The sequence below is a fragment of the Achromobacter sp. genome (assembly GCF_050285565.1).
GTDB lineage: Bacteria > Pseudomonadota > Gammaproteobacteria > Burkholderiales > Burkholderiaceae_B > Achromobacter.
This window is the reverse complement of sequence record NZ_JBLZXG010000010.1, coordinates 1-18891: the sequence shown is the minus strand read 5'-3', so window position 1 is coordinate 18891 and position 18891 is coordinate 1. Positions and strand designations below refer to the sequence as shown.

Here is an 18891-nt window from a genome sequence, read left to right as displayed (position 1 = left end):
TCTCCTTTCCGCGAGGCGTGCCGCCGGTTCAATACTGCGCGCGCAGCGTCAGCATGACGTTGCGGGGCGCGCCATACCAGCCCTGGCTGTAAAAGCCGATCTGGTCGTAGTACTTGCGGTCGAACACGTTGTTCAGGTTGAGCGTGGCCGAAACCTGCTTGCTGAAATCGAAGCGGGCCATCAGGTTGACCAGCGCGTAGCTGCCTTGCTCCACGTCGACGTTGCCGCGCGGGCTGGCGGCGGAGCGGTAGATGCGGCTCTGCCAGTCGAGGCCGCCGCCGACCGTCAGGCGGTGCAGGTCGCCCGGCAGCCGGTAGGTGGTGTAGACCTTGAACAGGCTGCGCGGATGGCTGGTGTTGATGGGCTTGCCGTCGGCGTCCTTGGCGGTGAAATGGGTGTAGCTGGCGCCGATGTTCCAGCCCGGCGTGAGCTGGCCGCTGGTCTCCAGCTCGAAGCCTTCCACCTTGGCGCCGGAGGCGGCGCGGTAGGCCTGGGTGCCGGGCATGCCGATGACCGATTCGCCGGGGATGGCCTGGGCCAGATTGTTCTGGCGGGTCTGGTAGAGCGCCGCCGAGGCGTTCAGCAGGCCGTCCAGGTAGGCCGCCTTCAGGCCGACCTCATAGCTCTTGCCGTCGATCGGCGGCAGGATCGAGCCGCTGGGCGAGCGCGCGTTCTGCGGCTGGAAGATCTCCGTGTAGCTGGCGTAGGCCGTGTAGGTGCTGTTGATGTCGTACAGCAGGCCGGCGTAGGGCGTGAACTGGTCGTTGATCTTGTACTGGCGCTTGGTGCCGAAATAGGTCTGGTTGGTTTCCCAATTGCTCCAGCGGCCGCCCACGATCAGGTGCAAGGGGTCGGCCAGCGAGAAGCGGCCCACCGCGTAGGCGCCGGTCTGCTTGACGCGCATGTCGTCGGCGGGCGTCTTGTCGGCGGCCCAGGCCGGTTCGGCGATGTGATCCTGGCGCCAGTCGAAGAAGCTGCCGATGGCCGGCTTGGCGCCGGTCTGCAGGTACTGGCCGATATTGCTGTGGTCGTTGACGCTCATCCAGCCCAGCGCCAGTTCGTGCTTGCGGCCGAACCACTGGAACGGGCCCGACACGGTCAGGTGGATGTCATCGCGCGAACGGTCGCCGTCGTAGTTGTTGAAGGCGCTGGTCATGCCCGCGCCGGTGACGCGGTCGGGGTAGCCGCCGCGGAACAGTTGCTTCATGCGGTAGTCGCCGTCGTTGTGGCTGTAGGCGGCGCGCACCTTCCAGTCGTTGGCGAAGCGATGCGTCAGGTCGACGAAGGTGGTGGTGGACTCGGTGTCGATGCGGGCCCAGCGGGTGTTGTTGGCCACCGAGCGGTTGAAGTCGGTGCGCGAGCCGTCGCGGTAGAACAGCGGGAAGCCGCTGCCGAAGCCATTGCTCTGGTTGCGGGAATATTCGATGCCGGCGGTCAGTACCGTATCCGGCGTCAGGTCGGCGCTGATGACACCGTAGAAAGTGCGCTTGCGCGAATCCAGGAACGTCACGTAGCTGTCGCCCTGGTCGTAGGCGGCCACGAAGCGCGAGCGGATGCGGCCGCCTTCGGTGACGGGCACCGACAGATCCAGGTTGCCGCCGACCTGATTCCAACTGCCCGCGCTGGCGCTGCCGGACAGGGCGAATTCGCGCAGCGGCTTCTTGCGGATGAAATTGACCGCCGCCGACGGATTGCCCGAGCCGGTCATCAGGCCGGTGGCGCCGCGCACGATCTCGACCCGGTCGTAGATGGCCGCGTCGATGTCGGTGGCGCCGTAGTTCCAGAGGCTGAGGATGGGCGAGTTCAGGCCGTCGAACTGGAAGTTGTCGATATCGAAGCCGCGCGACGAGAACGACAGCCGGTTGCTGTCGCTGCGCGCAACCGAGATGCCGGGCGCGCTGGTCAGGATCGAGCCGGTGTCGCGCAGACCCTGGTCCTCGATTTGCTGGCGCGTGACCACGCTGACCGACTGCGGCGTTTCGCGCGGCGACAGGGTCAGGCCGGTGGCCGTGTTCATGGCGTCGGTGGTGTAGGAATGGGTGCCTTCGGTGGTGCCGGCGATGCCACTGCCGGTGACCGTGACGGCCGGCAATTGCGCCACCTCGGCGCTCTTGCCGGCGGCGCCGGCCTGGGCAAAGACCTGTTGATGGGCCAGCGCGGAGCAGAACAGGGCCGTCCGGATCGCGTAGACAAGAGGGCGCACCCGGCGCGGACGGGCGGCGGGCGAGGGCATGGCGGACAGCATGAGGTCGAGCTCCAGCGGAAAAATTTGGTAATGAGAATTATTGATTTTTACCGTTGTGCTGATGTATGCGGCACGCTGCGATGCATATGGCAAATGCCGGCGGGCTATCCCAGGCCCGCCTCGGCCTTGGCCACGGGAGACGCGTGGCGATGCAGCCACGCCCAGCTGATGGCGCTGGCCGCCACGCAGGCCAGCATGGCCGCCGCCAGCCGCAGCGGTTGTCCGTAGACCCACGGCACGCCCCAGCCGCTGGCCACCGAAAACGTCAGCATCTGCATGAAACCCAGCACCGACGCGGCGGTGCCCGACAGGTCCGGCACATGGCCCAGGATGCGCAGCGTCATGGCCGGCACGCCCAGCGCCAGGCCGCAGGTGAACAGGCCGGGCAGCAGCACCGCCCACGGCAGGCGCGGCGGCTCGGCGGCGGCCATGTACAGCACGTAGCCCAGGCAACTGCCCGCCATCAGCAGGTAGGACAGGCGCGCGATGCGTCCATCCGACCAGCGGCCGGCCTTGCGCGCCGCCAGCAGCGCGCCGGCCATGGCGCCGGCCACCAGCGGCACGAACAGATAGGCGAAATCGGTTTCCGGCAATCCCAGCACGTTGGTGATGAAGTCGGGCGCGGCCCCGATCAGGAACCCTTGGGCGGCGAACAGCAGGCTGAACGCCGCGCCCAGCGCGACATAGCGGCGGTTGCCCAGCACGCGCGCATAGTTGCCGCCCAGCGCGCGCCAGGCCAGCGGCTGGCGCCGTGCGGGCGGCAGCGTTTCGGGCAGGCGCCGCGCGCACAGCAGCCAGGCGGCGCCGGCCAGCGCGGTCAGCAGCACGAACACCGCGCGCCAGCCCTGGTGCGCGGCCAGGTAGCCGCCCAGGATCGGCGCCAGCGCCGGCGACAGGTTGAACACCAGGATCAGGTAGGACATGGCGCGGCGCGCCACGGCGCCGTCGTAGCAGTCGCGGATGATGGCCTGGCCGACCACGATGCCGGCGCCGGCCGACAGACCCTGCACCGCGCGTCCGGCCAGCAGCCAGCCGAAGCTGGGCGCCAGCGCGGCCATCAGCGCGCCGCACACGTACACCGCCAACGCCGTCAGCACCACGCGGCGGCGCCCCAGCGAGTCGGACAGCGTGCCGTGCAGCAGCAGCATCGAGGCATAGCAGGCCATGTAGACGCCCAGCGTCAGTTGCACGGTCTCCTGCGGCACGGCGAACTCCCGGCCCAGCGCGCCGAAAGCGGGCAGGTAGGCATCGATGGTGGCGGGAGCGACACAGGACAGCAGGCCCAGCATCAGCACCATGACGGGAAAGGAAGGCAGGGGTTCGCGGCGAGACACAACGGCATCCATGGCGGGCGCCTCCCGGGCTGGGAGGCTTTGCCGCATGGTCGCCTGTCGTCGCGGGTTGCAGGAATGGAGAACGCCGCAAGAGCAATGGGCGCCGCCGTAAGCCGTGCACGGCCGGGCGCTCAGTTCAGTTCGCTGGGCGCGATGCCGTAGCGTTCGCGGAACGCCGTGGCGAAGTTGGTGGCGTGGCGGTAGCCGACGAAGTGCGCCGCCTGTTGTACGCTGCAACCCTGGGCCAGTTGCTCGCGCGCCACCTCCAGCCGGCGTTCGCGCAGCCAACTGAAGACCGAGCGCTGGTAGGTGGCCTGGAACTTGGCGCGCAGCGTGCTGGGACTCATGCAGGCCAGCCGCGCCAGCTCGTCCAGCGTGTGTTCCTCGCCGGGGGCGTGGTACAGACGCTCGCGCACCCGTTCCAGCAACTGCCGGTCGCGTTCCGAGACGCCGCTGTCGGCCGGCGCGGGTTGTTCCAGCGTCGCCAGCGCATGCGCCAGCAGCTGCGTGCCGACGCCTTCGCGCAACATGGCCTGCAGCGGGCCGTCCCAGCCGCAATCGAGCAGGTGCTCGATGGCCTGCAGCAAGTGGCCTTGCACCTGCCAGCGGCGCAGCCGCAGCGAGGGCGAGCGCAACGCCTTCCAGATCATCTCGCTGGTCTGGTCATCGCCCGCGCCGTCCGGGTCGGACAGCGACAGGTTGACGCTGCGCAGGCGCTGGCCCGGCGTGTGGATGCCGGTCATGGCGACCGTATCGCCGTACAGCGCGCTGACGCCGCTGTGCGCGGCCAGCCTGACGTCATCGTGGCGATCGATGCGGGTCTGGGCGTGGCCCTGCAGCATGACGATGGCGGAAAAGCGCGGCGACATCATCGACGTGGCTTCGTAATGCTGGTGCACGCGCACGTCGGACAGCACCAGGGTCAGGCCCGGGCGGATCGCGTGGGTCTCGACCCGGCCTTCGGCGATGCAGAGGGTTTCCGGGTCGCCGCGCAGCGCGCCGTTCAATTGCGGCAGGCGGTAGCGGAAACCGCTCTGGCTGCCCATGCGGTTGAAGTCGGCGACGGTGAATGGGACGGGGGAGGGTACTGGGTTCAAGATCGTCACTCGCGTTACGGGATGAGCCCCTAGGACGGCCGTTCATGCGCCGCCAGATGTGAGAATGAGAATAACATATGTTCGCATTGTTGCAGCTATTCTCACCGCTCCGGCACCGTTTTAATGACGCGGCGCCCGTATGCCCCCGTCCGTCCTCACGGCGCCGCGCAGTCGCCTAATTCGTCGCCCATGATGTCGCGGTACCACTCGTGGAAATGCTGCATGCCGTCCTCCATCGGCGACTGATAGGGGCCGCTTTCCGAGGTGCCGCGGCGCAGAAGCGCCAGGCGGCCGGCGTCCATGCGTTCGCCGATCTCGTCATCCTCCACCGCGGTTTCCATGTAAGCCGCGCGCTGGGCCTGGACAAACCCGCGTTCGAACAGGGCGATTTCCTCGGGGTAGTAGAACTCGGCGATGTTGATGGTCTCCTGCGGGCTCTTGGGGTAGAGCGTGGACAGCACCAGCACGTGCGGGTACAGCTCGATCATGTGGGTCGGGAAGTAGGTCACCCAGATCGCGCCGAACTCGGGCGCCGCGCCGCCGCGATAGCGCATCAGCGTGTCGTGCCAGTCGCGGTAGACGTCCGAGCCGGGCTTTTCCAGCGAATCGTGCACGCCCACGCGCTGCAGGCTGTGCCGGCGGCCGAATTCCCAGCTCAGGTCGTCGCAGGTGACGAAGCGGCCCAGTCCGGGGTGGAACGGCCCGACGTGATAGTCCTCCAGGTAGACCTCGATGAAGGTCTTCCAGTTGTAGTTGCACTGGTGCACCTCGACGTGGTCGAGCACGTAGTCGGAGAAATCGAACTCCGGCCGCGCGAACAGGTGGCCCAGGTCGGCGCGCGGGTCGCGCGGGCCCTCGAACAGCAGGCCATGGCAGTTATGCAGCGGGAAGCGCGGCAGGTTCAGGCAAGGGGTGCTGGGAAACTGCGGCGCGCCCAGGATCTGGCCGCGGTTGTCGTAGGTCCAGCGGTGCAGCGGGCAGACGATGTTGCCGCCCGTGGCCGACAGGTTGCCGGCGGGATTGCCGGGGCCGGTGACCGCGCCGGTCTCGCCGCCCAGGATCAGCGCCTGCCGGTGACGGCAGACGTTGGAGACCAGCTCGACGCCCTGGGCGTTGCGCACCAGCACGCGGCCGCCGTCCTCGTGCGGCAGGCGGCGCCAGTCGCCCGGTTCGGGCACGCCTTTCTCGTGGCCCACGTACAGGGCCGATTGCTTGAATATCCGTTCCTGTTCGCGCGCGAACAGGGCTTGGTCGAAATAGGCCCGCACGTGCAGCGGGCTCAGGGCCTCGCGCACCTGCTCAAGGCGGCCAATGTCCGTCATTTCCGACTCCTTGTGCCAGCCCGCGGGGCCCGGCCGCCCTCAGGCGGGCACGGCGCTCTCGGCGTCGATCCGGGCCATGCGTTCGGCAAGATCCAATTTGGGGCAGGTGCTGCAGTAATCGCTGCCGCGCCTGCGGAAGTAGTGGCAGCAGACCTGCCGGTCCACGGCGATGACCGGCCGCGCCGCGCGCTGCCAGGTCAGGTAGCCGCTGCGTCCCGGGACGCCCAGCAGTTCCATCCAGGCGGTGGCCTGCCGTTGGGCCCAGGCGTTGGCGGCAGCGCCGTCGTCATGGCGCGCGGCCAGCAGGGCATACAGCACGCAATCGGCCTGCATGCTTTCGGCCGCGCGCGGGCTGACCCGCAGCACCTGGGTCAATTCCCGGTAGAAGGTGGCGCAGATGCTGCGCAGTTGCGCGGCGGCGGCCCGCATGCGCTCGCGCGGGCCGCCGCGCCAGGGTTCATGGCGCTCCAGCGTATAGCCGATGATGAAGCCGTCGTCCGGCACCGGCTGGTGCATGCCCGACAGGTCGGGCACGATCTCGCTGCGGTGCGCGGCGATCACGCTCAGGTACACGGGTTGCCAGATCAGCAGCCCCCAGCAACGCAGCGCCAGGTAGTGCGGCCCGGCTTCCGGATGGCGCTGCCCCCAGAGATCGCGCAGTTGCGCGATGGCCTGGGCGTTGTCGGCGCCCGGGCGGATGCCCGGGCCGGCCGCCGGCGCGACCTGGCCCGACAGCCCGGGCACCAGGCGGCCGGTCAGGTCCAGCAGATCGTCCAGGTCGCGGTTCACGCAAGCGCTCGCGCGGTGTCGGCCTGACCCTGGCCCAGCCACTGTGGGCGGTAGCGGGCGATGGGGTTGACCAGGTTGGGCGCCATCTGGAAGCTGCCGATGGGGTCGGCCAGGTTGACCATCTGCAGGTTGTTGGCCAATTGCAGGCGGTTCAGGCATGAATGGATCATCTCGGGGGCGAACAGGTCGTACTGGCGGTATTTCTCCAGCCGCTCGGGATGGGCCTGCTGGTAGGCGCTGATGCGGCCGGCCACCAGTTGCCAGAAGGCGTCCTCATCCATCACGCCGTTGTCGGCCAGCACCTGCGCCAGGTGGCGGAAGTAACCCTCGAACACATCGACGAAAATCGTCAGCAGTTTGTATTCCTCGGGCACGTCGGCGGCCAGGCGGCGGGCGTTCTCGGGCAGCGCGGCGTCGGGGTTCAGGATCGACGATTCCTCGGCGATATCCTTCATGAAGGCGCGCACCGGCACGTGGTCCTCGACCACCAGAATGACGTTCTCGCCGTGCGGCATGAACACCAGGTCGTGGGCGTAGAAGCAATGCACCAGCGGCGTGAGGTAGGCGTCGACGTAGCGTTCGAGCCACGCGGCCGCGTCCAGGCCCGAGGCGCGGATCAGTTCCGGCAGCAGCGCGCGGCCTTGCGGATCGACATGCAGCAGCGCGGCCATGGTCATCAGGCGCTGGTTGGGGCCGATCAGCGCGGTCGGGTTTTCGCGCCAGAGCGCCGAGAACATCTTCTTGTACGGCGTGTCCACCGAGATGGCCGCTTCGTAATAGTAGTTGCGGAATCCCAGCGAAGCCGCCTCGCGCAGGATGGTGAAGCCGTTCTGGCGCAGCCACGGATCGGCCGAGATCAGCCCATGCAGGTATTCATTGATGGCCGGCGTGCCGGACATGTAGTACGGCGACAGGCCGCGCATGAAGCCCATGTTCAGGATCGACAGCGAGGTCTTCACATAGTGCTTGCCGGGCTGGCTGATGTTGTAGAAGGTGCGGATCGACTGCTGCGCCAGGTAGTCGTCGTCGCCATAGCCCAGGCACACGATCTTGCGCGTGGCCACGTAGGGCGCGAACGCCAGCGACAGCTTGTTGAACCACTGCCACGGGTGCGACGGCATGAAGTAATAGTCGGCCGGATCCAGCCCCTGGTCGCGCAGGGCCTGGCTGTGGCGGGCGACGGTGTCGGCGCCCAGCTCATCGCGCAGCAGGCTGTCGTAATCCATGCTGGACAGGCAGGCGAAGTGGGCATTGTCCTTGTGCACCGCCAGCCACATCACGCGGATCGGGCTGGCGCATTCGGGGGCGTAGACGTGGTAGTCCTCGGCGTCGAACCCCAGGCGGCCATTGTTGGCGACGAAGCTGGGGTGGCCTTCGATCATCGAGGTTTCGATGGTCTGGTAATCGGCCAGCGCCAGTTCGGCGGCCGAGAGCGCGGCGCGGGTGTGCTTGTAGGCGCTGCCGTGCAGCGTGCTGGTGATCTCGTCCAGGTAGATCGGCAGGCGGTCCTCGGGCATGCCGAGCTTGTCGCGGATCTCGATGACGAACTGCAGCGCGTCCAGCGGCGCGGGCGTGCCGGCCATGGTCTTGCTGATGGACTCGGGCGGGATGCGCCAGTGGCGCATGGCCATCAGTTGCGCGTCGAACTGGTACTCGGCATGGCCGTCGGCCAACACCAGGCTGTAGCGGTCGAAGCCGGGCGCCTCGGCGGGGCCGAGCCGCTCGGGCTCCAGCAGCCATTCGTGGGCGTATTCCGAGATGGCCTTCTTCACCAGCAGGCGGTTCACTTTGTCCCAGACCTCGGGGGCGAGGTGGCTGGCGATCCGGGCGGGATGGGGGTGGGTGCTCATACGGATGACTCCTGGGGTTGGGCCTGTTCGAATTGCTGCCGGGTGCAGAAGGCGATGCTGGCGGTCTTCTCGCGAAAACGCGCCTGGCCGGCGTAGACAAAACCCATGGCCAGGTTGAGCGCATGGATCTTGTTGTTGTTGCTGTCGGGTTCCACCACCACGCGGCGGGCCTGCAGGCGGTAAAACATGAAGCGCATGACGAAGGCCAGCACGTGGCGGCTGAAGTTCGGGATGCGGACGCGCGGCGGGCCGATGAAGATGTGCATGCCCAGATCGCCGGGGCGCACCGGGTAGTGCTCGCCGACCTGATCGCGGGCCGGGTCGTAGCACTCCACCAGGAAGGCGGGGCGGCCGTCGTGGCTGCCGAGCCAGGCGCCGGCGTGGCCGCAGTCGAGCAGGGCGTCATAGAAGTCGCGCACTTGCGCTTCGGTGAAGGTCTGCATCGACCAGAAGCGGGCGTAGTCCATCGCGAACCATTGGCGCAGCAGGGCGGCGTCGTTGGCGGGATCGAGCGGGCGCAGCGTCAGGCCCGCGCCTTCGTCGTAATGGCTGCGCGCCTGGCGATCGATCTGGCCCAGGAAGGTGGCGGTCATGGTGATCATGGCGGGCTCCCGAGGATCAGACCGTGGCGGCGCGATGGCCGTCCAGCAGGGGCAGCAGTTCCGGGGCCACGCCGCCACGGCAAGCCGTGACGGCGTGCGCCGGGCGATGCGCCAGCACGCCGTTGGCCGGCGGACGGAAGTCCTGTAGCGCAGTGCGCGGCTCGATGGCGTAATGCTCGTGGCCGGTCAGCTCGCGCAGGATCTGCGAATTGCGGTAGCAGCAAAAGCCCAGGTCGGGGTTGGTGACGCCGTGGCTGAGCAGGCCGCTGTTCTGCACGAAGATTTCGTTGCCGCCGTGGTCGATGCTGTAGTTGCGCGCGATCCGGTAGTTGCCATCTTCGGCCCAGGCGATGCGGTCGTGGATTGGATTGACGCACGCGGGAATGCTGCGGGCGTAGCCGGTGGCCAGCACCAGGCCGTCGGTTGTGTGAGAGAACGGCTGGCCGGTGTCGACGTGGCGGAATTCCAAGTGGTAGCGCGCGGCCTGGCGGTCATGGCGGCTGGCGCGCAATTCGGCGTTGGTCAGCAGCGTGTAGCGGCGGTCGCCGTTGTGGATCTTCTCGTCCAGCAGGTCGTAGATCTGGTTGATGAGCGAGGCATTGATGCCCTTGTACAGGCTGCTCTGCTCGGCCAGGATCTGGCGGCGGCGGGCCTCGGGCAGGTCGTAGAAATAGTCGGTGTAGTCCGGCGAGATCAGTTCCAGCGTGAGCTTGGTGTTCTCCATCTGGAAAAAGCGCGGCGAACGCGTGATCCAGGCCAGGCTGTAGTCGTGCTCGTCGCTGTCGCGCAGCAGGTCGTGGAACACTTCGGCCGCGCTTTGGCCGCTGCCGACGATGGTGATCGAGGCGCGCTGTTGCAGTTGTTGCTTGTGTCGCAGGTAGTCGGCGCTGTGGATATAAGGCGCCTCGCGCCGGTCGCAGCAGGCCGGCAGCACCGGCTGCGAGCCCAGGCCCAGCACCAGCTTGCGGCAGCGAACCATGAAGCGTTCGCCGTTGATGCTGTGCTGGCCGGTGACCAGGTAGGTGTTGGTCTCGGGGTCGTGCAGCACGCTCTGCACGTCGCTGTTAAAGCGCAGGTTGGGCAGGCGCGCGGCCACCCATTTGCAGTAGCGGTTGTACTCGGCGCGCGTGAGGTAGTGGTTCTCGCGCATGTAGTACGAATAGATGCGGCCGGTCTGCTTGCAGTAGTTCAGGTAGCTGTATTCGCTGCGTGGATCGGCCAGGCTGACCAGATCCGCCAGGAAGGGGTTCTGCAGCGTGGATGCCTCGATCAGCATGCCGGGGTGCCAATCGAAGCCAGGTTTCTTGTCGAGGAAGAGGGCGCGTACGCCCGGCAGCGGGGCTGTCAGGCAGGCCAGGCTGAGATTGAAAGGGCCGAGGCCGATCGCGACGAAGTCATGGATTTCACGGTTCATGAGGGTGACGCCTTTTGCTGAGTCTGCGTTGCACAGGCGGCGCCCGGAGCGGGCACCGCGGGACAGGGCCGGCCGTGGCGCCTAATCAGGCGGGACAGGATGCGACGGGCGCGCGCGCCCGTCGGTCCACCGCGACAACAAAGGATTCCCAGCGCCGGTATTGCATGAATCGAACATCTGTATAGGTATGATTTTCATTTGCAATACTGGAACTCTATCAAATGGCTTTTGGGCGCGAAGCGTCGCCGCGCTGACCCAGGCGGCGCTCATATGCAGGGTGGCGCAGCGCATAGGGACATGGCTCGGGCGCATAAGCGCATGCGGCAGGCGGATCCGCGCCACGGCGGCGGGTTATGCTTGCCGCCATGCAAGATAAACCTCCCGTGCTCAGGCTGCGCGGCGTCTACAGCGAACGCCTGGCGCCCGTCAGCCTCGATCTCGCGGCGGGCGAGTGCGCCGCCATCACCGGCCCCTCCGGGTCGGGCAAGTCGCTGCTGTTGCGGCAGGTCGCCGATCTCGACCCCGGCCATGGCGAAGTCGAACTGGACGGCGCGCCGCGCTCCGGCATGCGCGGCTGGCAATGGCGCCGCCAGGTGATCTACTGCCAGGCCGAGGCCGGCTGGTGGGACGACCACGTCGCGCCGCATTTCACCGACCGGACCCTGGCCGCCGGGCTGTTGCAGCGCCTGGGCCTGGCACAGGAAAAAATGGACGCGCTGGTGCAGGAACTGTCCACCGGCGAACGCCAGCGCGCCGCCCTGGCGCGCGCTTTGGCGCTGGCGCCGCGGGCGTTGCTGCTGGACGAGCCGACCGCGGCGCTGGACCCCGAGGCCACTGCCCGCGTCGAGGCCGAGCTGCGCCGTTACCTCGACGGCGGCACGGCCATCCTGCTGGTCACCCACAACCCTGAACAGGCGCGGCGCATGGCGCGGCGCGGCTGGCGCATGGAGCAGGGGCGCCTGGAGCCGCAATGGACGTGATCAAGCTGCAAGCGCTGGATCTGGTCATCGCCTCCTTGCTGGTGCTGCTGTCGGCCGGCATCTCGTTCGCGCTGCGCCTGAACCTGCAACGCCAGGTACTGTGGGCGGCGCTGCGCACCGTGGTGCAACTGCTGCTGGTCGGCCATCTCCTGCGCATCGTGTTCGCGCACGCGGCGCCGTGGCTGACGGCGCTGGTCGTGGCGTTGATGATGGCGCTGGCGGCGCGCGAGGTGGCGGCGCGGCCCAAGGCGCGCCTGGTCCGGCACGGCAACGGCCAGGTCGGCGCGCTGGCGGTGGCGGCCACCACCGGCGTGACCGCGCTGTTCATCCTCAGTACCGCGCTGCGGCCCGAGCCCTGGTATGACCCGCGCTATACCATTGCCCTGGTCGGCATCGTGCTGGGCAGCGTGCTCAACGCCGCCAGCCTGGCGCTGGACGGCGTGCTGGCGGGCGTGCGCCGCGACCGGCTGGCGATCGAGGCGCGCCTGGCGCTGGGCGCCACCGCGCACCAGGCCTTCGCGGCGCTGCTGCGCGAGTCGGTGCGGCGCGGCATCGTGCCCAGCATCAACCAGATGTCGGCGGCCGGCATCATCACGCTGCCGGGCATCATGACCGGGCAGATCATTGCTGGCATGGACCCGATCGAGGCGGCCAAGTACCAGATCCTGCTGATGTTCCTGCTGTGCGGCGCCAGCGGCATGGCGGCCATGGGCGCGGCCTACGGCGCCATGCGGCGGCTGACGGACGAGCGCGGCCGGCTGCGGCTGGACCGGCTGATGGCCGAGCGTTGAGCCGCGTTCGCGGCGGCGTCGGGCGCGGGCGGATTTGATGAAATATCGACGCGGCCCGCCGCATACTGCTTGCCTTCATCCATAACGAGGCCGGTGCCACCGGCCGTCAAAGAAGGGCGGGATCCGTATGAGTATTACCGACATGTTTGCGTGGCTGACCAGCGAGCAGGGCCTGATGGCGCTGCTGGCGCAGAACTGGGTGCTGGGCACCTGTATCATCGCCGCCATCGTGTTCATCGAGACCGGCCTGGTGGTGATGCCGTTCCTGCCGGGCGATTCGCTGCTGTTCGCCGCTGGCGCTTTCCTGGGGCTGGCGGGCATCGATCCGCTGGCGTCGCTGGCGGCCATCACGGCCGCCGCCATGGCCGGCGACGCCCTTAACTATGCCATTGCCGCGTCGCGCTGGGGCCAGCGGCTGGCGCACAGCCGCTGGGTCAAGCCCGATCACCTGGAGCGGGCCCGCGCCTATTTCGCGCGCTATGGCGCCATGACCATTACCGTGGCCCGCTTCGTGCCCATCGTGCGTACGCTGGCGCCGTTCGTGGCGGGGCTGTCGCAGATGCCGCGCCGCACCTTCTTCATCTATAACGTGGTCGGCGCCGTTGCCTGGTGCGGGTCGATGCTGCTGGCCGGCTACTGGCTCGGTTCGATCGCCTGGGTGCGCGCCAACCTGCATTGGGTGTCGGTCATCATCATCGGACTGTCGCTGATTCCCGTGGCGCTGCAATGGCTGCAGATGCGGCGGGCGCGGCGGTTGTCGCGGGCATAGGGCCGGTGCGAGCACGCCTTCGGAGAGCATCCGCCCGGGGGCGGCGCGCGCTGGAAAGCGGCATGCCGCGATGGCGCGAAAAAAAACCGGCGGTTCCGCGAGGAACCGCCGGTTTTGACGCGCCCGGGCCGGCAGGCCCGGAGCGCGCCCGGGCTTAGCCGATGCTGGCCAGCACCTGGTTCAGCGTGGCGCTGGGGCGCATGGCGCGGCTGGCCTTGTCTTCGTCCGGCTGGTAGTAGCCGCCGATGTCGACCGGCTTGCCCTGGGCGGCCTTGAGCTCTTCCAGGATCTTGGCTTCGCCTTGCGCGAACGCGGCGGCGGCCGGGGCGAACAGCGCGGCCAGGGCGCGGTCGTCGGTCTGCTCGGCCAGGGCCTGGGCCCAGTACATCGCCAGGTAGAAGTGGCTGCCGCGGTTGTCCAGGCCGCCGACCTTGCGGTCGGGCGACTTGTTCTCGTCCAGGAACTTGGCGGTGGCCAGGTCCAGCGTCTTGGCCAGCACCAGGGCGCGGGCGTTGTCGTAGGCGCGGCCCAGGTGATCCAGCGAAGCGGCCAGGGCCATGAACTCGCCCAGCGAATCCCAGCGCAGGAAGCCTTCTTCCAGGAACTGCTGCACGTGCTTGGGCGCCGAACCGCCGGCGCCGGTTTCGAACAGGCCGCCGCCGGCGACCAGCGGCACGATCGACAGCATCTTGGCGCTGGTGCCCAGTTCCATGATGGGGAACAGGTCGGTCAGGTAGTCGCGCAGCACGTTGCCGGTGACGGAAATGGTGTCCAGGCCTTCGCGGATGCGCTTGAGCGAGAACTTGGTGGCCTCGACCGGCGCCAGGATGCGCAGATCCAGGCCGCTGGTGTCGTGGTCGTTCAGGTATTGCTTGACCTTGGCGATGACCTGGGCGTCGTGGGCGCGCTTTTCGTCCAGCCAGAACACGGCCGGCGTCTGGCTGACGCGGGCGCGGGTGACGGCCAGCTTGACCCAGTCCTGGATCGCGGCGTCCTTGGTCTGGCACATGCGCCAGAGGTCGCCAGCCTCGACGGCCTGCTCCAGCAGCACCTTGCCGGCGGCGTCGGTGACGCGCACGGTGCCGGCGGCGGGGATGACGAAGGTTTTGTTATGCGAACCGTATTCCTCGGCGGCCTGGGCCATCAGGCCGACGTTGGGCACGCTGCCCATCGTGACCGGGTTGAAGGCGCCATGCTGCTTGCAGTCGTCGATGACGGCCTGGTAGACGCCGGCGTAGCAACGGTCGGGAATGACGGCCTTGGTGTCCTGCAGCTTGCCTTCGGCGTTCCACATCTTGCCCGAGTCGCGGATCATCGCGGGCATGGAGGCGTCGACGATGACGTCGCTGGGCACGTGCAGGTTGGTGATGCCCTTGTCGGAGTTCACCATGGCCAGTTGCGGCAACGTCTTGTAGGCGGCGTCGATGTCGGCGGTGATCGCGGCCTGCTGGTCGGCGGGCAGCGACTGGATCTTGGCGTACAGGTCGCCAATGCCGTTGTTGGGGTCGAAGCCGACCTGCTTGAGGGCGGCGGCGTGCTTGGCCAGCACGTCCTTGTAGAACACCGACACCACGTGGCCGAAGATGACGGGGTCGGAGACCTTCATCATGGTGGCCTTCAGGTGCACCGAGAACAGCACGCCCTGGGCGCGCGCGTCGTCGATCTGGGCCTGCAGGAAGGTCTTGAGCTTGGCGGTCGACAGCACGGCGGCGTCGATGATCTCGCCGGCCTTGACCGGGGTCTTTTCCTTGAGCACGGTCTTGCTGCCGTCGGCGGCGGTGAGCTCGATCTTGACGTCGCCGGCTTCGGCGATCAGGGCCGATTTTTCGGTGCCGTAGAAGTCGCCGCTGTCCATGTGCGCCACGTGCGACTTGGAATCAGCCGTCCAGGCGCCCATCTTGTGCGGGTGCTTGCGGGCGTAGTTCTTGACCGACAGCGGCGCGCGGCGGTCGGAGTTGCCTTCGCGCAGCACGGGGTTGACGGCGCTGCCCTTGACCTTGTCGTAGCGCGCCTTGACGTCGCGCTCGGTGTCGTTGGCCGGGGCGTCCGGGTAGTCGGGCAGCTTGTAGCCTTGTTCCTGCAGTTCCTTGATGGCGGCCTTGAGCTGCGGCATCGAGGCGCTGATGTTGGGTAGCTTGATGATGTTGGCTTCGGGCCGGACCGCCAGGGCGCCCAGCTCGGAGAGGGCGTCGCCCAGCTTCTGGCTGTCATCGAGGTAGTCGGGGAACAGGGCGATGATGCGGCCGGCCAGGGAGATGTCGCGGGTTTCGACCGTAATGCCAGCGGACTTCGCGAAGGTCTGGACGATCGGCAGCAGGGAACGGGTTGCAAGCGCCGGAGCTTCGTCGGTGAGGGTGTAGATAATCTTCGGAGTAAGAGACATGATCCTTGAATCTGTTCGGCGGTGGCGCTAGGCGCAAACCCGAACATGCTATGCGGCGTCAGCCGGTAGATGTTGTCGAGAGTGGGTTCGTTTGGGCAGACCCGGGCGGGCCCTGGTCGGCTCAACATGGCGCCGCCCATCCTTTATTTGCTGGTCTGATTGCCCGACCGCCTGGAAGGTGCGACTGCCACGAATCGAACATTGTAATACCGTGCCCCGTCCGGCGTGCGCGGAAATGGGCGCCAATGTCCGCGGGCCGTGCGTTCGGGCGGGAATTGCGCTGTTTTGTGTCCCGTAATGGCGCCAAATTTCCATAACTTGTTGGTATAAGTGCGCAAGTTATGGCTACTATGCGGCATCCGGCCACGCCATGCGGCGGCCGGGATAAGACCGGGGCGCCAGATGACGATGGGCGTTATACAGCCCCGGCGCTGGGGAGGCGCAATGCGGTTTGGCAATCTGTCGTTCGATTCGAAGTTCCGCTACGCCAGTCGTCACGATGGCCGGATGATCCATTTCACGCCGGTCGAGAGCGCCGCGCTGGCGCTGCTGGCCGGGCACGTGGGCCAGATCCTGCCGCGCCAGCGACTGCTGGACGCGACCCAGCGCGGCGCGGCCGATGCGTTAGAACGCAGTGTCGACCTGCTGATCAACCGCCTGCGCGGCAAGCTGGGCGATGCGGCGCGCGCGCCACGCTTCATTGCCACCAGCTACGGCGAAGGCTATAGCTGGATCGCCGCGCCCGAGCCGGAGCCGGGCGGCGATGTCTATGTGGCCATCGGCCCGGCCGCCGGATCCGAGGCGCTACGGGCCGAACCCCGGGTCAAGGCTTTCCTGGTGGATCTGGCCGGAGCCCTGCGGGCGCGCCTGCCGAGCGAACGCGGCGTCAGTCTGTTGTCGCTGGCGGCCGCGGACGAGGCCCGCGCGCCGTTCCGTGTCGAAGTCGGATTGCGCCAGGACGAGGCCGGCGTGCATTGCGCCGTGGTGCTGCGCGAGGCCGCCAGCGGCGCGGCGCTGCACGCCGAACGCTGGGCCATCGCCCCGGACGACGAGGCCGCGGTCGGCCGGACCGCCGCCACCACCTTCGCGGCCGCCATTAAAAGCGAGATCTGGCGCAGCCTGGCGCGAACCCGTGGCGACCTGGCCGGCCCGGCCGATGAGCCCGTCGAATTGCGCCTGCACCGCGCCACATCGGTGCTGTCGCGCTCGCCGCAGCGTTGGCTGGAGTCGCAGGCCGAGCTGGAAAAGCCGCGCGCCGCAAGCCCGGACGATCCTCATACCGCGCTGGGCGCGCCGATGGCGGGCGGCCCTGTGCCGGGGGCCCCTGCGCCGGGGGCCCCAATTTGACAAAGCGGGGCGGTTGCGCGAAGCTACGCCCCATGACTTCCCGCGCCGTCCGCATTTCGCTGATTATTACCATCATTCCTGCAATGGTGGGTTAGCGCGCGACCGTAGTCAGTCAAACAAACCCGCCCCACGAGGCGGGTTTTTTGTTGCCGCCTCTGCCGGGCTCCGCTCCTCGAACCGCCGCAGAGACTCTCATGCAACAACCGCAAGCCGCCACTTCCCAGACCGCCGCCGCCGGCGCCTTCACCGCGGGCCATGCCGCGCCCATGGAATACCTGCGCCAGATCCTGACCGCGCGGGTCTACGACATCGCCCGCGAGACCGAACTGGATCCGGCCCAGGGCCTGTCGCGCCGGCTGGGCAACCGCGTGCATCTCAAGCGCGAGGACAACCAGCCGGTGTTTTCCTTCAAGGTGCGCGGCGCGTACAACAAGATGCGCAACACGCCGCAGGCGGCGCTGGAACGCGGCGTGATCACCGCGTCCGCCGGCAACCATGCCCAGGGCGTGGCAATCTCCGCCGCCCGGCTGGGGGTTCGCGCCACCATCGTGGTGCCGCAGACCGCGCCGCAAGTGAAGGTGGATGCGGTGCGCGCCTTCGGCGGGCCGACGGTGCAGGTGGTGCTGGCGGGCGATTCCTACAGCGACGCCTACGCTTACGCGCAGACGCTGGCGCGCGAGCAGGATCTGACCTTCATTCCGGCGTTCGACGATCCCTACGTCATCGCCGGGCAGGGCACGGTCGGCATGGAGATCCTGCGCCAGCATCCGGGGCGGCTGGATGCGGTGTTCGTGCCGATCGGCGGCGGCAGCCTGGCGGCGGGCGTGTCGGTGTACATGAAGGCGGTGGATCCGTCGGTCAAGGTGATCGGGGTGCAGACGGTCGATTCCAGCGCCATGGCGCAGTCGATCCAGGTGGGCGAGCGCGTCAGCCTGGCCGAGGTGGGGCTGTTCTCGGACGGCACCGCGGTCAAGCTGGTGGGCGAGGAGACCTTCCGCCTGTGCCGCCAGTTCCTGGACGAAGTCATTCTGGTGGATACCGACGCGGTCTGCGCGGCGATCAAGGACGTGTTCCTGGACACCCGCAGCGTGCTGGAGCCGGCCGGCGCGCTGGCGCTGGCCGGGCTCAAGCGGTACGTGGAGCGCGAGGGCGTGAGCGGCCAGTCGCTGGTGGCGATCACTTCGGGCGCCAACATGAATTTCGACCGCATGCGTTTCGTCGCCGACCGCGCCGAAGTGGGCGAAGCGCGCGAGGCGGTGTTCGCCGTCGCCTTGCCCGAGGAGCGCGGCAGCTTCCGCCGCTTCTGCGCGGTGATGGGCCCGCGCAGCGTGACCGAATTCAACTACCGCATCGCCGATGCCCGCACCGCCCGCATCTTCGTCAGCGTGCAGATCGCGCGCCGCGGCGAGGGCGCGGACATCATGCGCGGCTTGCAGCAAGAGGGCTTCGCGGTCAGCGACCTGACGCACAACGAGGTCTCCAAGCAGCACATCCGCTACATGGTGGGCGGGCGCTCGCCGCTGGCGGGCGGCGAGCGCCTGTTCCGCTTCGAGTTCCCGGAGCGCCCGGGCGCGCTGATGAAGTTCCTGTCGGCCATGGCGCCGAACTGGAATATCAGCCTGTTCCACTACCGCAACCAGGGCGCGGATTTCAGCTCGGTGCTGGTGGGGATCCAGGCGCCGGTGGCCGACGACGCGGCGCTGGACCGCTTCCTGGCGCAACTGGGCTACGCCCATTGCGAGGAAACCGGCAACGAGGCCTACCGGCAGTTCCTGATCTAGGCGGCCAGCCCGCGATGGGCCAGCCCGCGATGGGCCAGCCCGTGATGGGCCAGCCCGTGATGGGCCAGCCATCCCCATGTCCTTGCGGGCTGGGCGCTTGCGTGGATGGGCGCGCGCCGCCCGCCCTCAATGCAGGATCTGGCTCAGGAACAGCTTGGTGCGCTCGTTCTGCGGGTGGTCGAAGAAC

14 protein-coding genes are annotated in these 18891 nt (G+C 68.0%); 5 read left to right on the top strand and 9 right to left on the bottom strand.

Features of this window, described 5'->3' with window-relative positions; genetic code table 11:
- Positions 1-28: 28 nt before the first annotated feature.
- From fauA to ACN6O8_RS20490, 8 genes are all read right to left on the bottom strand, one after another.
- A complete protein-coding gene (gene fauA / locus ACN6O8_RS20525) occupies positions 29-2233 on the bottom strand; it encodes a TonB-dependent alcaligin siderophore receptor FauA (protein ID WP_427993060.1) in 2205 nt (734 codons plus the stop codon).
- A 116-nt stretch (positions 2234-2349) separates the two neighbouring features.
- Entirely contained in the window at positions 2350-3579 is a 1230-nt protein-coding gene (locus ACN6O8_RS20520) for a multidrug effflux MFS transporter (protein WP_427993059.1), read from the bottom strand.
- A 131-nt stretch (positions 3580-3710) separates the two neighbouring features.
- Positions 3711-4625 carry a helix-turn-helix transcriptional regulator gene (locus ACN6O8_RS20515; RefSeq protein WP_427993058.1) on the bottom strand — a complete coding sequence of 305 codons (915 nt, stop codon included), beginning with the start codon at positions 4623-4625 and terminating at the stop codon, positions 3711-3713.
- Between the two features lie 206 nt (positions 4626-4831).
- On the bottom strand, positions 4832-5998 hold the full coding sequence (locus ACN6O8_RS20510; protein WP_427992834.1) for an aromatic ring-hydroxylating oxygenase subunit alpha: 1167 nt from the start codon (positions 5996-5998) through the stop codon (positions 4832-4834).
- A 39-nt stretch (positions 5999-6037) separates the two neighbouring features.
- On the bottom strand, positions 6038-6787 hold the full coding sequence (locus ACN6O8_RS20505; RefSeq protein WP_427992833.1) for a siderophore ferric iron reductase: 750 nt from the start codon (positions 6785-6787) through the stop codon (positions 6038-6040).
- On the bottom strand, positions 6784-8637 hold the full coding sequence (locus ACN6O8_RS20500) for an IucA/IucC family protein (RefSeq protein ID WP_427992832.1): 1854 nt from the start codon (positions 8635-8637) through the stop codon (positions 6784-6786). Before ACN6O8_RS20500 ends, ACN6O8_RS20505 begins: the two co-directional genes overlap by 4 nt.
- The gene (locus ACN6O8_RS20495; protein WP_427992831.1) at positions 8634-9239 is read right to left on the bottom strand and encodes a GNAT family N-acetyltransferase; all 606 of its coding nucleotides are present in this window, start codon (positions 9237-9239) and stop codon (positions 8634-8636) included. The genes ACN6O8_RS20500 and ACN6O8_RS20495 overlap by 4 nt, the downstream gene beginning before the upstream one ends.
- A gap of 16 nt (positions 9240-9255) precedes the next feature.
- Positions 9256-10653, bottom strand: coding sequence for a lysine N(6)-hydroxylase/L-ornithine N(5)-oxygenase family protein (locus ACN6O8_RS20490; RefSeq protein WP_427992830.1), 1398 nt, complete (start codon positions 10651-10653; stop codon positions 9256-9258).
- Positions 10654-11018: 365 nt separating this feature from the next.
- Here ACN6O8_RS20490 and ACN6O8_RS20485 point away from each other — a divergent pair, with 365 nt between their 5' ends.
- From ACN6O8_RS20485 to ACN6O8_RS20475, 3 genes are all read left to right on the top strand, one after another.
- Entirely contained in the window at positions 11019-11633 is a 615-nt protein-coding gene (locus tag ACN6O8_RS20485) for an ABC transporter ATP-binding protein (protein ID WP_427992829.1), read from the top strand.
- The gene (locus tag ACN6O8_RS20480) at positions 11624-12424 is read left to right on the top strand and encodes an ABC transporter permease (protein WP_427992828.1); all 801 of its coding nucleotides are present in this window, start codon (positions 11624-11626) and stop codon (positions 12422-12424) included. Before ACN6O8_RS20485 ends, ACN6O8_RS20480 begins: the two co-directional genes overlap by 10 nt.
- A 127-nt stretch (positions 12425-12551) precedes the next feature.
- Positions 12552-13193 (top strand): VTT domain-containing protein, encoded by a 642-nt coding sequence (locus ACN6O8_RS20475; RefSeq protein ID WP_427992827.1) that lies wholly within the window; start codon positions 12552-12554, stop codon positions 13191-13193.
- Between the two features lie 154 nt (positions 13194-13347).
- On the opposite strand, the gene ACN6O8_RS20470 is transcribed toward ACN6O8_RS20475, so the two are convergent.
- Complete coding sequence (locus ACN6O8_RS20470) at positions 13348-15576, bottom strand: NADP-dependent isocitrate dehydrogenase (protein ID WP_427992826.1); 2229 nt, start codon at positions 15574-15576, stop codon at positions 13348-13350.
- 444 nt (positions 15577-16020) lie between these two features.
- Here ACN6O8_RS20470 and ACN6O8_RS20465 point away from each other — a divergent pair, with 444 nt between their 5' ends.
- Both ACN6O8_RS20465 and ilvA read left to right on the top strand, forming a co-directional pair.
- Positions 16021-16923 (top strand): winged helix-turn-helix domain-containing protein, encoded by a 903-nt coding sequence (locus tag ACN6O8_RS20465; RefSeq protein ID WP_427992825.1) that lies wholly within the window; start codon positions 16021-16023, stop codon positions 16921-16923.
- A 194-nt stretch (positions 16924-17117) separates the two neighbouring features.
- Entirely contained in the window at positions 17118-18704 is a 1587-nt protein-coding gene (gene ilvA / locus ACN6O8_RS20460; RefSeq protein ID WP_427992824.1) for a threonine ammonia-lyase, biosynthetic, read from the top strand.
- Positions 18705-18891 lie beyond the last annotated feature (187 nt).